The organism is Arthrobacter sp. NPDC092385 (genome assembly GCF_044755105.1).
GTDB lineage: Bacteria > Actinomycetota > Actinomycetes > Actinomycetales > Micrococcaceae > Arthrobacter_D.
Genome location: NZ_JBIVQL010000005.1, coordinates 118,083 through 132,181, shown reverse-complemented (window position 1 = coordinate 132,181; position 14,099 = coordinate 118,083). Strand labels below are relative to the sequence as shown.

General features: G+C 68.3%; 9 protein-coding genes and 1 tRNA gene. 2 read left to right on the top strand and 8 right to left on the bottom strand.

Annotated features, from left to right (window positions below; translation table 11 throughout):
• Window position 1 precedes the first annotated feature (1 nt).
• Window positions 2-646 (top strand): aminodeoxychorismate/anthranilate synthase component II, encoded by a 645-nt coding sequence (locus ACIQCY_RS08335; protein WP_400483432.1) that lies wholly within the window; start codon window positions 2-4, stop codon window positions 644-646.
• Here ACIQCY_RS08335 and pknB read toward each other — a convergent pair.
• From pknB to ACIQCY_RS08300, 7 genes are read right to left on the bottom strand one after another with little or no spacing between them, the layout of a single operon-like run.
• A complete protein-coding gene (pknB, locus tag ACIQCY_RS08330) occupies window positions 643-2,580 on the bottom strand; it encodes a Stk1 family PASTA domain-containing Ser/Thr kinase (RefSeq protein WP_400483431.1) in 1,938 nt (645 codons plus the stop codon). The two genes, ACIQCY_RS08335 and pknB, sit on opposite strands and share 4 nt — an antisense overlap.
• A 37-nt stretch (window positions 2,581-2,617) precedes the next feature.
• Window positions 2,618-4,405, bottom strand: coding sequence for a protein kinase (locus tag ACIQCY_RS08325; RefSeq protein ID WP_400483430.1), 1,788 nt, complete (start codon window positions 4,403-4,405; stop codon window positions 2,618-2,620).
• Window positions 4,402-5,844, bottom strand: a complete 1,443-nt coding sequence (locus ACIQCY_RS08320; RefSeq protein ID WP_400483429.1) for a peptidoglycan D,D-transpeptidase FtsI family protein — start codon at window positions 5,842-5,844, stop codon at window positions 4,402-4,404. Before ACIQCY_RS08320 ends, ACIQCY_RS08325 begins: the two co-directional genes overlap by 4 nt.
• Window positions 5,841-7,265, bottom strand: coding sequence for an FtsW/RodA/SpoVE family cell cycle protein (locus ACIQCY_RS08315; RefSeq protein WP_400483428.1), 1,425 nt, complete (start codon window positions 7,263-7,265; stop codon window positions 5,841-5,843). The genes ACIQCY_RS08320 and ACIQCY_RS08315 overlap by 4 nt, the downstream gene beginning before the upstream one ends.
• Window positions 7,258-8,892, bottom strand: a complete 1,635-nt coding sequence (locus tag ACIQCY_RS08310; RefSeq protein ID WP_400483566.1) for a protein phosphatase 2C domain-containing protein — start codon at window positions 8,890-8,892, stop codon at window positions 7,258-7,260. The genes ACIQCY_RS08315 and ACIQCY_RS08310 overlap by 8 nt, the downstream gene beginning before the upstream one ends.
• Window positions 8,893-8,936: 44 nt before the next feature.
• Window positions 8,937-9,425 (bottom strand): FHA domain-containing protein, encoded by a 489-nt coding sequence (locus ACIQCY_RS08305; RefSeq protein WP_400483427.1) that lies wholly within the window; start codon window positions 9,423-9,425, stop codon window positions 8,937-8,939.
• On the bottom strand, window positions 9,422-10,162 hold the full coding sequence (locus ACIQCY_RS08300) for an FhaA domain-containing protein (RefSeq protein ID WP_400483426.1): 741 nt from the start codon (window positions 10,160-10,162) through the stop codon (window positions 9,422-9,424). The genes ACIQCY_RS08305 and ACIQCY_RS08300 overlap by 4 nt, the downstream gene beginning before the upstream one ends.
• 319 nt (window positions 10,163-10,481) lie before the next feature.
• Between ACIQCY_RS08300 and ACIQCY_RS08295 the strand changes: the two genes are divergently transcribed.
• Window positions 10,482-10,564: transfer RNA gene (locus ACIQCY_RS08295), tRNA-Leu, on the top strand.
• A gap of 60 nt (window positions 10,565-10,624) precedes the next feature.
• Here the strand turns inward: ACIQCY_RS08295 and ACIQCY_RS08290 are convergent.
• Window positions 10,625-14,044 carry an error-prone DNA polymerase gene (locus tag ACIQCY_RS08290; protein WP_400483425.1) on the bottom strand — a complete coding sequence of 1,140 codons (3,420 nt, stop codon included), beginning with the start codon at window positions 14,042-14,044 and terminating at the stop codon, window positions 10,625-10,627.
• Window positions 14,045-14,099: the final 55 nt, after the last annotated feature.

Here is a 14,099-nt window from a genome sequence, read left to right as displayed (position 1 = left end):
CATGGCTGACACCACCCGCATCCTCGTCGTCGACAACTACGACAGCTTCGTCTACACGCTGGTCGGCTATCTCCAGGAACTCGGCGCCGAGACGACCGTGGTCAGGAACGACGACGTCACCCTCACCGAGGCGGAGGAGATGGCCGCGTCCCGCGACGGCGTGCTGATCTCCCCCGGTCCCGGTACGCCTGCCGAAGCCGGTGTCTGCGTGGACCTCATCCGCTGGTGCGGCGAGCACGCGAAGCCGATGCTGGGGGTGTGCCTCGGCCATCAGGCCCTCGCGGAGGCCTTCGGGGGAACCGTGACGCACGCCCCTGAACTCATGCACGGAAAGACCTCACTCGTGGAACACGATGGGACGAGCGTGTTCGCGGGCCTCCCGTCCCCGGTCACGGCCACGCGCTATCACTCGCTGGCAGCCGTCAGCGACGACGTCCCGGCCGATCTGACGGTGACGGCACGTACCGCGAGTGGCATCATCATGGGGCTGGAGCATAGGACGGCACCGCTGTGCGGCGTCCAGTTCCACCCCGAGTCCGTCCTGACGGAGGGTGGCTACCAGATGCTGGGGAACTGGCTCGAATCATTGGGACTCGAGGGCGCTGCCGCCAAGGCTGCGGGACTCAGTCCGCTCATAGCGCGTTAGTCCTGGCCCTCCGTGGGCCTCGGCGACGACTGACCGTCGGTTCCCTCGGTGGGCCGGCTGCTCGGCTGCTCCGAGGGGGCCGGCGTCGCCCGCTCAGAGGGCTCCGGCGCCGGCTCCTCCGCGGGCGCCTTCGCTACGGTGAGCACGATCTCGGTGCCCTGGTCGACCTCGGAACGCGCCGGCGAGGACTGCGCGGTGACGATTCCCGGCGCCACGACGCTGTTCTCGGCCTCACGGACGGAGGACGGCAACTGCACCGCGGGATCGGCCAGCAGGGCCTGTGCCTGCTCGACCGTCAGGTCCGTGAGCAGCGGAACGGTCACCTTGCCGTTGGACAGCACCAGGTCCACGGAACTGCCGACGGGAACGGTCTGTCCGGCCTGCGGGTTGGTGGTGATGACCCTGCCCTCAGGGACTTCGGCGCTGGTCTCCTCCGTGATCTCGCCACCCCTGAGGCCCAGCTCCTCGAGTTCGTCCCTGGCCGAGGACTCGGTCAGTCCGGCGAGCGAGTCCGGCAGCACCACGTTGGCCGGGCCGAGTGAGACGGTGATGTTCACCCGTGATTCCGGCTTCACGGACGCTCCCGCGGACGGCTCGGAGCTGATGACGTTCCCGGCGTCGACGGTCGCGTTGTATTCGTCGTCCGACGACGGGACCAGGCCGGCGTCCACGATGGCATCGGTGGCATCCGCCTCCGCCATGCCCGTGAGGTCGGGAACGGAGACGGTCACCACCTCCTGCGCGGGCTGGTCCGTCGAGAGGTTGTTGAGGACGAAGTACCCGCCGGCGAGCACGAGCAGGACCGCCACGAAGAAGACGGTGATCCAGGCCGCCCTCGAGGTCTTCCGTCGCTGGTCCTGGTGCAGGTCCTCCTCGTCGGTCCTCCTCAGGACATCGAGCCGGTCGTCGTCCTGGTGATCCGGCAGGGCACGTTCCGCGGCGACACGATCCATGGCACGGGTGTGCGGATCGGCGGAGGCCGACGGAACGGCGATCATGGCCGCGCGGGCGGAGGCCGCACGCGTCGGCGGCGCGGAGACGTCCATCGCCTCGGTCGGCGCTCCGATCGCAGCGGGGACGGCGATGCCGCGGCCGGCGTCGAGCAGGGCCCTGCGGAAGGACGCGGCGTCCTGGAACCGGTGGTTGCGGTCCTTCTGCAGTGCCCTGGCGAGGACGGAGTCGAGGGCCGGGGTCACCGCAGCATCGAGGCTGCTGGCGACGGGTGGATCCTCCCGCACATGCTGGTAGGCCACCGATACAGGACTGTCCCCGATGAAGGGCGGGCGGCCTGTGAGGAGTTCGAACAGCAGGCAGCCCGCCGAGTACAGGTCGCTGCGGGCATCCACCGTCTCGCCGCGCGCCTGTTCCGGGGAGAGGTACTGGGCCGTGCCGAGCACTGCCTGGGTCTGTGTCATGGTCGCCTGCGAATCCGCCAGGGCGCGCGCGATGCCGAAGTCCATGACCTTGACCGCACCGTCGGGGGTGATCATGACGTTGGCGGGTTTGATGTCCCGGTGGACGATGCCCGCCCGGTGGCTGTACTCGAGGGCAACGAGTACTCCGGCGACGTAGGTGATGCTGTCCTCGGGAGTCAGGTCCCCCGCCTTGACGTGGTCGCGCAGGGTGCGTCCGGCCACGTATTCCATGACGATGAACGGAACGCGGACCTCGTGCTCCGGACGGTCAGGGATCTCCTCCTCGCCCGTGTCGTACACGGCGACGATGTTCGGGTTGTTCAGCCCGGCCACGGCCTGCGCCTCACGGCGGAACCGCGACTGGAAGAGGGGATCGCGCGCCAGGTCCTGGCGGAGCACCTTGATCGCCACGGAGCGCCCGAGCCGGAGGTCGCGGCCCAGGTGCACGTCGGCCATCCCCCCGCGGCCGATCAGCTCCCGGACTTCGTACCGCCCGTTCAGGATGCGCTCGGTGGTCATCACGCCGTGCCCTTCCGGTGTCGGCTGCCTGTCCGGATCATGGTCCGGTGGTCGCCGTCGGCGACGAGCTCGGGCTTGTCGGAGCCGTCGGTACCTGCGGCACCTGGGTCGGAGGAGGTCCCGAGCTGACGACGTACTCCACCTGCGTGCCAGGGGCCAGCACAGCACCCGGTCCCGGACTGACGCGTAGGACCGTTCCTTCCGGCTGGTCCGAGTCCTCCGACCCCACGTTCAGCGGTCGGAGGCCGAGCTCCACGAGGATCCGCTCGACATCGGCAGCGCCCCGTCCCTGCAGCCCTCCCGGCACAGTCACGTCCTCGACCGGTTCCGGTCCCCTGGAGACCGTCAGCGTGATGGTCGCCGGCGGGGTCTGGGCTCCGCTCGGGTTGATATCGAGGACGATCCCTTCGTCCTGCTCCGCGTACTGCCTCTCGACGTTCACTCCGAAGCCGAGAGCTATCAGTCGCTGCGTCGCGGCCGCTTCCGTGCTCCCGCGGTACTCGCTCGGCGAGATGATGATCTGCTCCGCCTCGTCGGTGGTCTCCGACGGGATAGGCGACGGCGAGGTGGGCGACGGCGTCTGCGACGGCGTCCGGGAGGGCGACGGGGTAGTACTCGGTGACGTACTCGTCTCGACCGGCACGGTCTCCGGATCGTCCCCGGCCAGCAGCGGCTGGAGGATCAGGAAGGCGATCGCCGCCAGGGCGAGGAGGAGCAGCACGATGAGCGGGAGGAGCCACGGACTCCGCCGGTTCTCCTCCTCGGGGCGGTAGGGCCGACCCGGCTCCACGGCATCGACGTCCTCCTGCGACCAGTCCCTGGACGCGGCCAGGCCCGCTGCGGCACCGGCAGCCGCAGGGGCCGCGACCGTCGGCAGGGCGGACGTCGTCGGCGCCGGAACCGCCGTCGTCGCCTGCGTGTCCTGGCGCGGAACAGCCGCCGTTGCCACGTCCGCCCCCGCGCCGAAGGCGAGCATCCCGGGAACAGCGGCCTCGGCGGCGCGGATGTTGCCGGCACGGATGGCGTCCACGGCACGGGCGAGGGACTCGGCATCGCGCGGCCGGTCCGCGGGATCCTTGGCGAGCATCGAGCTGATCAGTGCCCGGACGGGGCGCGGGATGGACTCCGGCAGGGGCGGAGGCGCGTCATTGACCTGCGCGAGGGCGATCGCGATCTGGGACTCGCCGGAGAACGGACGACGGCCGGCGAGGAGTTCGTACCCGATGACGCCCAGGGCGTAGATATCGGATGAACCCGTGGCGGGTTGGCCCGTGGCCTGCTCGGGCGCGAGGTACTGGGCGGTGCCCATGACCTGGCCCGTAGCCGTCAGCGGTACCTGGTCGGCGAGCCGCGCGATCCCGAAGTCGGTGATCTTGACCCGCCCGTCGGGCATCACGAGGATATTGCCGGGCTTCACATCGCGGTGTACGAGTCCCTGCCGGTGCGCCACCGCGAGGGCGGTAGCGGTCTGGCCCACGATCGAGAGCGTGCGGTCGGGCGAGAGGACCTGCTCCTTCTCGATCACGGCCGACAGCGGCTGGCCCGGAACGAGTTCCATGACGAGGTACGCGGAGCCGCCCTCCTCGCCGTAGTCGAACACGTTGGCGATACCCTCATGGTTGAGCAGTGCCGTGTGGCGCGCTTCCGCCCGGAAGCGGTTGAGGAACGCGGGATCGCCCGAGTACTCCTCCTTGAGGATCTTGATGGCGACGACGCGGCCGAGGATCTGGTCCCGCGCCTTCCATACTTCACCCATGCCGCCGATGGCGATCCGCTCGGTCAGTTCGAACCTGCCGCCCAGGGTGATGCCTGATGTGGGCCTCATCTGTTCAACACCGCCTCTATGAGTCTTTTGGCACTGGGTGAGGTCAACTGCTGACCAGTGGGGATGTCCACGTTCTCCATCACGATCGATACCGCTACCTGTGGGTCGTCCGCGGGTGCGAAGCCCGTGAACCACGCGTTGTCCCCTGAATCGGTGACCTCCGCGGTTCCTGTCTTGCCGGCGACCTCGACGCCCGGGATGCGGGCGCCGGTCGCCGTGCCGTTCTCCACCACGTTGACCATCCAGTCGGTGAGCTGGTCCGCGGTCGCCTGGCTGGTCGACTGGTGGAGCACTTCCGGCTGGGGCGACTCGATCAGCTCGAGGTCGGCCGCACGGATCGCCTTGACCAGCTGCGGCTTCATCTGCTGCCCGTCGTTGGCGATCGCCGAGGCCACCATGGCCATCTGGAGCGGAGTGACCTTGGTGTCGAACTGCCCGACGGCGGATTGCGCCAGTTCGGGTTCCGTCAGGTCCGAGGGGAACGTGCTCGCGATGACGCGGGTGGGGATCGCCAGCTTCTCGCCGAAGCCGAACTTCGCGGCCTGTTCCTGGATGGCTTCCTCGCCGAGGTCCAGTGCGATCTGGGCGAAGGGCGTGTTGCAGGACTGCTCGAGGGCGAACTCCAGGTCCGCCGTCGTCCTGCTCGCACAGCCGCCCGTGACGAAGTTGGGCAGGGTGTAGTCGATACCCGGGAATTCGAGTGCGGGTGGGTTGGGGATCTCGGACTGCGCGTCGTACCGGCCGGACTCCAGCGCCGCGGCCGCATCGATGAGCTTGAACACCGAACCGGGGGACACGAGGGATTCCGTGGCGGGGTTGGTGTAGATCGAGAGCCCGGGCTGCTCGGAGAGCACGGCCGCGTTCTCGGAGATCACGGCGGTGTCGTGGCCGGAGAGGAGATTAGGGTCGTAGGTCGGCTTGGAGACCATGGCGAGGATGTTGCCGGTGCCGGGTTCCATGACGACGATCGAACCGCGCTGGCCGTCGGGGATCAGGTCCGATGCCAGCTTCTGGATCTCGGGGTCGATGGTCAGTTCGACCGAAGCGCCCTCGGAGTCGACGCCGGAGAACAAGCGGACCACCCGGTCGTAGAACAGGGAGCTGCTGGTGCCGGAGAGGATGTCCGACTCCTCGGCCTCGAGCTGCGTGGACCCCAGCGACAGGGAGTAGTAGCCGGTGAGGTGGGCGTACAGCTCGGGCTCGTTGTACACGCGCTGGAAGTTGAACTGGTCCTCCGACGGCACGGATTCGGCGATGGCGCGGCCGTCCACGAGGATGGCACCGCGCTGCCGGCCGAAGTCCTGGTACAGCTGGCGGCTGTTCCAGTCGTTCTCGTTGAGCTCCTGCGCCTGGAAGAACTGCACGTAGGTGAGGGATCCCAGGACGAGCGCGAACATGCCGACAGCGACGACCCATGCACTGCGGATGGCCTGGTTCATCGGTTCGCCTCCTTCGTGGTCCTCTTCTTCACGGGCTTTCCGTTCACGCCGATCGCCTCGGGGAAGGAGTCCTTCATGGGTGCCGACGGCGCCGGCCGCCGTGCAGCCTCGGAGATCAGCAGGATCAACGCCACAATGAGCCAGTTTGCCAGCAGGGAGGACCCGCCGGCGGACATGAACGGCGTGGTGAGCCCCGTGAGGGGAATCAGGCGCGTGATGCCGCCGATCACCACGAAGCACTGGAGGGCGATGGTGAACGAGAGGCCACATGAGAGCAGCTTCCCGAAGCCGTCCTTCGTGCCCAGGGCTGCGCGGATGCCGCGGGACACGAGGATCACATAGAGCATCACGATGGCGACGACGCCGATGAGGCCGAGTTCCTCACCGAGGGCCGCGATGATCATGTCGCTGTTCGCGTACGTGACGAGGTCCGGCCGTCCTTCGCCCAGTCCGGTGCCTATCAGGCCGCCGTTGGCCAGGCCGAAGAGTCCCTGCACCACCTGCGCACTGCCGCCGGGTGCCCGGTTGTAGACCTCCGGGGCGAAGGCGTTGATCCAGGAGTCGAACCGCAGCGCGACGTGGCTGAACAGCTCGAGCGCGACGAAGACACCGACGCCGATCATCGCCAGGCCGATCAGGACCCAGCTCACCCGGCTCGTCGCCACGTAGATCATGACCATGAACAGGCCGAAGAACAGGATCGACGAACCGAGGTCGCGCTGGAAGATCAGGACCCCGATGCTCACCAGCCAGGCCGCGGCCATGGGGGCGAGATCCCGAAAGCGCGGGAGCTGCAGGGGCCCGATCTTCTTGCCGGCCAGGAGGATGAGGTCACGGTTGGTCGATAGATAACCAGCGAAGAATATCGCGAGCGTGATCTTCGCGATCTCGCCCGGCTGGAAGGTCCCGAATCCCACCGAGATCCAGATCCGTGCTCCATTGATCTCGAGACCGAGCGGCGTCAGCGGCAGCAGGAGCAGGACGGCGCTGACGATCAACGAGATGTAGGTGAACCGGCGCAGGATCCGGTGGTCCCGGAAGAGGATCAGCAGCAGTGCCGCCGCTCCCATCGCCACGGCCGTCCACAGGACCTGCTGCGGAGCGACAGGGGTGAAGTCAGGGTTCATGCTGGCGGCGGACAGGTCCAGGCGATGGATCATCGCCAGGCCGATCCCGTTCAGGGCGATGACGATCGGAAGGATTACCGGATCCGCATATTTGGCACGGAACCGCAGGATGACGTGGAGGAAGAGACTCATCAGGCCGAGGGTGAGCGCCTGGGACCAGAAGTAGTCGGTGAACGCCCCTTCCCGCCCGGTGCCTGCCAGGTAATTGGCGCCGACGGCCACGCCGAGGGCGAGCACCAGCAGGGCGAGCTCGACGTTGCGCCGGGACCGGGGAACGGTCAGAACATCACTCACTGGCTGCACCTCCACAGTCGACGGCGGGGAACGGGGGATCTGCATCAGGCGACGCACCGGCCGTCGCAGGATCAGTCGTGGTGGACGGGCCGGGCGACGCCGACGCCCCGGGCGTCACCGGCGCAGCTGGTCCGGCAGAGGCGCTGGGACCCGGTGAGGCCGATCCTGCCGGGGACGGTTCTCCGGTGACGGACGTAGTGGGGGTCGGTTGCGGCACGGGAGAAGCGTCGGCGCTGCCGGTGGTTCCCGGCGAGCCGGACGCGCCTGGAGATGGCGAGGCCGTCCCTGATGCCGCAGGTCCGCAGGCGACGGCGCGCAGTTCGCTGCGGAGATCGCCGACGATGCGCTGTGCTTCCTCGAGGCTCGCCGCCGGCAGGGTGTTCGATACCTGGGACCGCTGGTACTGGGGGAGGTTGGAGACGGGAATGTCCGTGGTCTCGTACGTCTCGCTGAGGCTGATGGGCCCGATCCGCTGCGGTACGCCCTTGTAGATCGCGACGCGGTTGTCCGCCTCCGCCACGTAGTAGCGCGTCTGGGTCCACGTGTAGCCGAGGCCGATGACCGCGACCAGGATCAGGGTCATGAGCGAGAGGAATGCGGGCATGAGCCACCGCCGCTTCCGTGGCGCCGGCGGCTCCTCCGTGTCACCCGCCTCGGTCTCGGCCTTGTGTGTCAGCATCATCGCCGCGCGGCGCTCGGAGGAGCGCTGCGTCACGATCGGGATCTGGCCCGTCTCGGTGGCGAGGGCTGCTGATCCTACGAGTACATGGGGCCGCGTCAGCAGATCCTGTCGGATGATGTCTGCGCGGATGGCCGCGCCGGGGAGGCTTGCGTCGTCGTCGGTCCCGGCGGGCGCAGCCCCTGCCGTACCCGAGTGCCTCTCGCGTTCCCCCGCCGCCTGCCGCGCCGGGGGGATCGAGGCGGGTGGAGGTGTGTCGGCGTCGTCGGCTTCGTTGACCTCGACCACGGCGATCGTGATGTTGTCGGGCGATCCGCCCGCGAGGGTCAACTCGACGAGCGTGTCGACGCACGCACGGATGTCCTTCGTCTCGCGCATGACCTGCTCCACGACGCGGTCGTTGAGGACGGCGTTCAGGCCGTCGGAGCACAGCAGCCAGCGCTCCCGGGGCTCTGCGTCGAACTGCTCGAGGTCCAGCTCCGGGCTTGCATCGACATCGCCCAGCACTCGCATCAGGACGTTCTTGTGCGGATGGATCTCCGCTTCCTCCGGCCTGAGCCGCCCTTCGTCGATGAGGCGCTGGACGAAGGTGTGGTCGGTGGTGATCTGCTCGAAGACGCCGTTCTTCAGGCGGTAGGCGCGCGAGTCGCCGATGTGGGCGAGCTGCAGCTTGTCACCGTCCAGCAGGATGGCTGTCACGGTGGTGCCCATGCCCGCCAGTTGCGGATTGGTGGACACGAGTTCGGAGAGCAGGGAGTTGGCGGTCTGGATCTCGTCGGCGAGGTGTGTTCCGGCGTGGCCGTCATGCCTGTTGTGATCGAGGTGGATCAGGTCCAGGACAGTGGAAGCAGAGGCGACATTGCCGCCCGCGTGCCCGCCCATGCCGTCGGCGACGACGGCGAGGTATCGGCCCACGTAGGCGGAGTCGTCATTCTTCGCACGCACCATGCCCACGTCGGAGCGGGCGGCGAACCTCAGCGCGAGCGGCACGCCTATGGCCTCAATTCGATGACCGTCTTACCGATCCGGATGGGGACGCCCGGCTCGACGGGCAGGGCACGCGTGAGCTGGGTGCCCGCGAGGTAGGTGCCGTTGGTGGAGCCGAGATCCTCGATGAACCAGCGGCTGCCCTGGGGGAACAGTCGGGCATGCCGGCCGGAGGCGTAGTCGTCCTCGAGCACCAGGGTCGCCTCCTGGGCGCGGCCGAGGAGGATCGGGCTCGCGGCGAGGTCCAGCGTCGTCCCACTGAGGGGGCCTTCCGTGACGACCAGCCGGCTGGCGGAGGCGCGCACGGGTGCGGGTTCCTCGCGAAGGTCGGGATTCTTCCGGATGTCCCGGGCCGTCGGGGTGCCGACCTTGTTGCGCCGGCCGACCACCAGGTCCCGGCGCAGGGCCCCAACCGTGCTGAGGACGAGGACCCACAGCAGGATCAGGAAGCCGAAGCGCAGGAGCGTCACGGTCAGTTCTCCGGCCTCGCTCATCGCTGGACTCCGCCTTCCTGCGTGGGCGCGAGGCGGAAGGTCAGCCGTGATCGCCCCATGGTGATCGTCGAGCCGTCCGTGAGTTCCGCCTGCCCGTTCACGCGCTGCCCGTTGACGTAGCTGCCGTTGGTCGAGCCGAGGTCGACGGCGTAGATCCGGCCCCCCTGGGCCCGGATCTCGAGATGGCGCCGGGACACGCCCGTGTCGTCGACGAGGATGTCGGCCTCGGAGGAGCGCCCGAGGACGATGGATCCGGAGTTGATGGAGTAGCGCCGGCCGTCGATCTCGAGGATCGGCTGGTAGCGCGTGGGCTGGCGGCGTGGTGCCACCGGTGCGGCGGGCCCTGCGGGGCGACGGGCAGCGGCCTGCTTCTCGATCGACGAATCGATCTCGAAGACACCTGCCTTGAGATCGGGATCGTGTTCGAAGGAGACGCGGACCGGTCCCTGCAGGCTGTACTGCTGGCTGTTCACGTGCGCGATGACGACGTCGCACAGCTCTTCGGCGAGGGCCGACCCCCATTGCTGGGCGAGTTCGAAATCGGAGTCGGACAGGCGTGTCGTGAAGACGTTGGGGGCAAGGGTGCGGCCCTGCGACAGGACGAGCGAGCGGTTGTCCAGCTCCTTGCGGAGGGCGCTGGCGATCTCCAGGGGCTGCACCTGGGAACGCGAGCCCGTGGTGAAGGCGCCCCGGACCAGCTTTTCGAGTCCGCGCTCCACGTTGTCGAGAATGCCCATCGTCCGCCTCCTCCCCTTGTCGCACTGTGGTTTCGGGCCCTGGCAGCAGTGGGCTGCAGGGCTTCTCCCGGTCCTGGGGACGGCGATGTCCAGCCGGGCATGTTCCCTTCGATACTACTGGGAGGCTCTGGTAATGGGCTCCATGTGGGTGCCCGGAGGGTTGCTTTGTCCTAACGATCGCGGTCGGCGGCGGGGTGGTCCCCGGGTGTCGTCGGCCGTGGTCCCGGCGCTGTTTAGGTAATTGCGGCTCAGCTCGGCTATGCTTGTCTCTGCTGTTCACAACACCTGCGCCTGGCGCATGGAGTTGGATTCTCGAAATGCGCGAGTGGCGGAACGGCAGACGCGCTGGCTTCAGGTGCCAGTATCCGAAAGGGTGTGGGGGTTCAAATCCCCCCTCGCGCACGCGGCAGGACACGGAAGGGCTCCCACCCTGTGGGGGCCCTTTCGTGCGTTCGGCACCGGTCAGCGGAAGTCGCGGGATCTGGTGGTGGCCTTGAGCTGCAGGACCTCGATGCGGTCCGCGACGAGGTTGACGATCCCCTCGGGGGATCGCTCGAGGACACCCCTCACGATCACGCTGCCGGCTTCCCGTGCCACACGGCGGTAGCGCTGCCAGACCCCCACCGAGCAGATGACGTTCACCAGCCCCGTCTCGTCCTCGAGGTTCATGAAGGTGATGCCACTCGCCGTCGCGGGCCTCTGCCGGTGCGTCACGACTCCCGCCACTTCGATGCGGCGGCCGTTCTCCGCCGTCTTCAGTTCCGCCGCTGTCAGGGCACCCCGGCGTCTCAGCCGGCCCCTGGCATGGCGCACCGGATGGTCGTCCGGCGTGATGCCGGTGGACCACAGGTCGGAGCCCACCTTGTCGATGTCCGAGAGTTCGGGCATCAGGGGAGGCTGGATGTAGACGGCGGTCCCCTTGATCTGGCCTTCGCGTTCGGTCGATGCAGGCCCGGCGTTCCAGAGTGCCTCCCGGCGGCTCAGGCCCATCGAGTCGAAAGCGCCCGATGCCGCGAGGGCCTCGAGCTGCCCCGCGTTGACGCCCGTACGCCGCGCGAGGTCCGGCATGTCCTCGTAGGGGCCGTTGCTCTCCCGCTCCGCGACGATCCTCTCTGCGAGCTTCACCCCCAGGGACTCCACGCTCGCCAGTCCGAGCCTCACCGCATAGTTGCCATCACGGCGATGGGGTGTCGAATCGAACGGTGTGTCCTGGTCGAAGTAGCCGACAGGAGGCTGCTCGTCCTCGGTGCAGCAGTCCGTCCCGGTGGTGCGTGAACGGGGATCGGCGGGAGGGTCATAGCCTTCGAGCGGCTCGAGGTCGGCATGCACGCCGGAGTGCAGGATGTCGGGCCGCAGGACGACGGCGCCGTGCCGCCGGGCGTCCGCCACGAGGGTCTGCGGCGAGTAGAACCCCATGGGCTGGGCGCGCAGGAGTGAGGCGAGGAATGCGCCGGGATAGTGCAGGCGCAGCCACGCGCTGACATAGACCAGCAGGGCGAAGCTGATCGAATGGCTCTCCGCGAAGCCGAAGTTCGCGAAGGCATGGATCTTGTCGTAGATGGTGTCGGCCACGTCGCCGGTGATGCCGTTGGCCTCCATCCCCGCGTACAGCTTGGCCTTCAGGGAATCGATCCGCTCCTCGCCCCGCTTGGATCCCATGGCCCGGCGCAGCAGGTCGGCATCCGCTCCGGTGCAGCCGCCCACGACCATGGCCATCTGCATGAGCTGTTCCTGGAAGAGCGGAACGCCGAGGGTCCGCTCGAGGACCGGCTTGAGGTCGGGGTGGAGGTACCGGACCTCCTCCTCGCCCATCTTCCGCTTGATGTAGGGATGGACCGCGCCGCCCTGGATGGGCCCGGGACGCACGAGGGCGACCTCGATGACGAGATCGTAGAACTGGCGGGGCTGCAGGCGGGGGAGCATGCCCATCTGGGCGCGGCTCTCCACCTGGAAGACCCCCACCGAATCGGCGAAGCACAGCATGTCGTACACGCCCTGCTCCTCCTTGGGGATGGTGTGCAGCTCCCACTTCTCCCCGAAGTGCCGGTCCACGAGGTCGAAGTTGTACTGGATGGCTGCGAGGATGCCGAGGCCCAGCAGGTCGAACTTCACGAGTCCCATCCAGGCGCAGTCGTCCTTGTCCCACTGCAGGACCGTCCTGCCGTCCATGCGTCCATGCTCGATAGGGCATACTTCGCCCACGGGCCGGTCGGTCAGCACCATCCCGCCCGAATGGATGCCGAGGTGGCGAGGGAACTTCAGGACCTCCTGGGCGAGGCCGACCACCGCTTCCGGGATGTCGTGGTCGTCGCTGGAGACGAGGCCGCCCCACCGCTCGATCTGCCGGGACCACGCGTCCTGCTGTCCCGGACTGTGGCCCAGGGCCTTGGCCATGTCCCGGACGGCGAACTTGGGGCGATAGGTGATGACGTTGGCCACCTGGGCGGCGTTGAATCGCCCGTACTTCCGGTAGACGTACTGGATGACCTCCTCGCGGCGGTCCGAGTCGAAGTCCACGTCGATGTCCGGCTCCTCGTCGCGCATGCTCGAGAGGAACCGCTCGAAAGGAAGCCGGTACTTGATGGAGTCCACCGCGGTGATCTCCAGCAGGTAGCAGACCGCCGAGTTGGCAGCCGATCCCCGGCCCTGGCACAGGATGCCGTTGCGGCGCGCATAGTGCACGAGGTCGTGGACGATCAGGAAGTATCCCGGGAAGTCCTTGCTCTCGATGACCTCCAGTTCGCGCTCGATACGCTCGCGGACATCGGTCCGGTTCCCGTAGAGCTTGTCGGCCCCTTGCCGGACGAGTTCCCGGAGGTAGCTCATCTGCGTGTGGCCCTCCGGCAGGTCGATGTTCGGCAGCCCGGGCCGGACGCTGCGCAGCGTGAAGGAGAGATCGGCGGCGATGTCCACCGTGCGTTCCACCGCTCCGGGATAGCCCCTGAACCGCCTCGCCATCTCGGCACCGCTGCGCAGGTGGGCGGCACCGGCCGCGGGAAGCCAGCCATCCATCTGGTCCAGGCTCCGGCGGGCCCGCACCGCAGCAAGGGCTGCTGCGAGCCTGTGCTGCCCGGGAGTCGCATAGTGCACGTTGTTGGTGGCCACGGTGGGAAGCTTCAGGCGGGACGCGACGGCGGCCAGGGCGTCATTGTGCGCCGTGTCCAGGGGATTGCCCTGGTTGATGAGTTCGACGGCGACCGAATCCCGGCCGAACAGCTCGACGAGCTTCCGGAGCTCGGCCTCGGCTGCGGCTTCGCCGTCCGCGACGAGCGCCGAACGCACCGACCCCTTCCTGCAGCCCGAGAGGACCATCCACTGGCCACCGGCGTGCCCGGCGAGGCGCTCGAGGTCGTAGCGGGGCTTCCCCTTCTCGGCGGCGGCATCGAGCTGTGCCTCGGTGATGGCCGTGGACAGGCGGTGGTAGCCCGCTGACCCGCGGGCGAGGACCAGGAGGTGCTGCCCCTCCGGATCCGCCTCGCCGTTCTGCGGCTTCGACAGCCCGAGGGACAGTTCCGTGCCGTACATGGTGGCGAACCCGGGGTATTTCTCGGCAGCTTCCGCGAAGTGCACCGCGCCGTACAGCCCGTCATGGTCGGTGAGGGCCATGCCGGTCAGGCCGAGCCGTCGGGCCTCCTCGGCGAGGTGCTCGGGACTGGACGCGCCGTCGAGGAAGCTGAAGTTGGAGTGCACATGCAGTTCCGCGTACGGCACCACCGGGCCCTCGGGGGCCGCAACCTCGGCAGGAGCTGTGTAGGGCCGGCGCTTCCGGGACCAGGCGGGGCTGTCGCCGCCGTCCGCTCCGAGGGGTGGTGCGCCGGGTCGGGTGGCGGAGAGGTTCCGTTCGAAGTCCGACCACGGAATAGGTGGATTGTTCCAGCCCATGGCGTCCCTCCCTGTCCTGGATGTCCTGCGGTTGTCGGTGGTGCCGGCGTGCCCG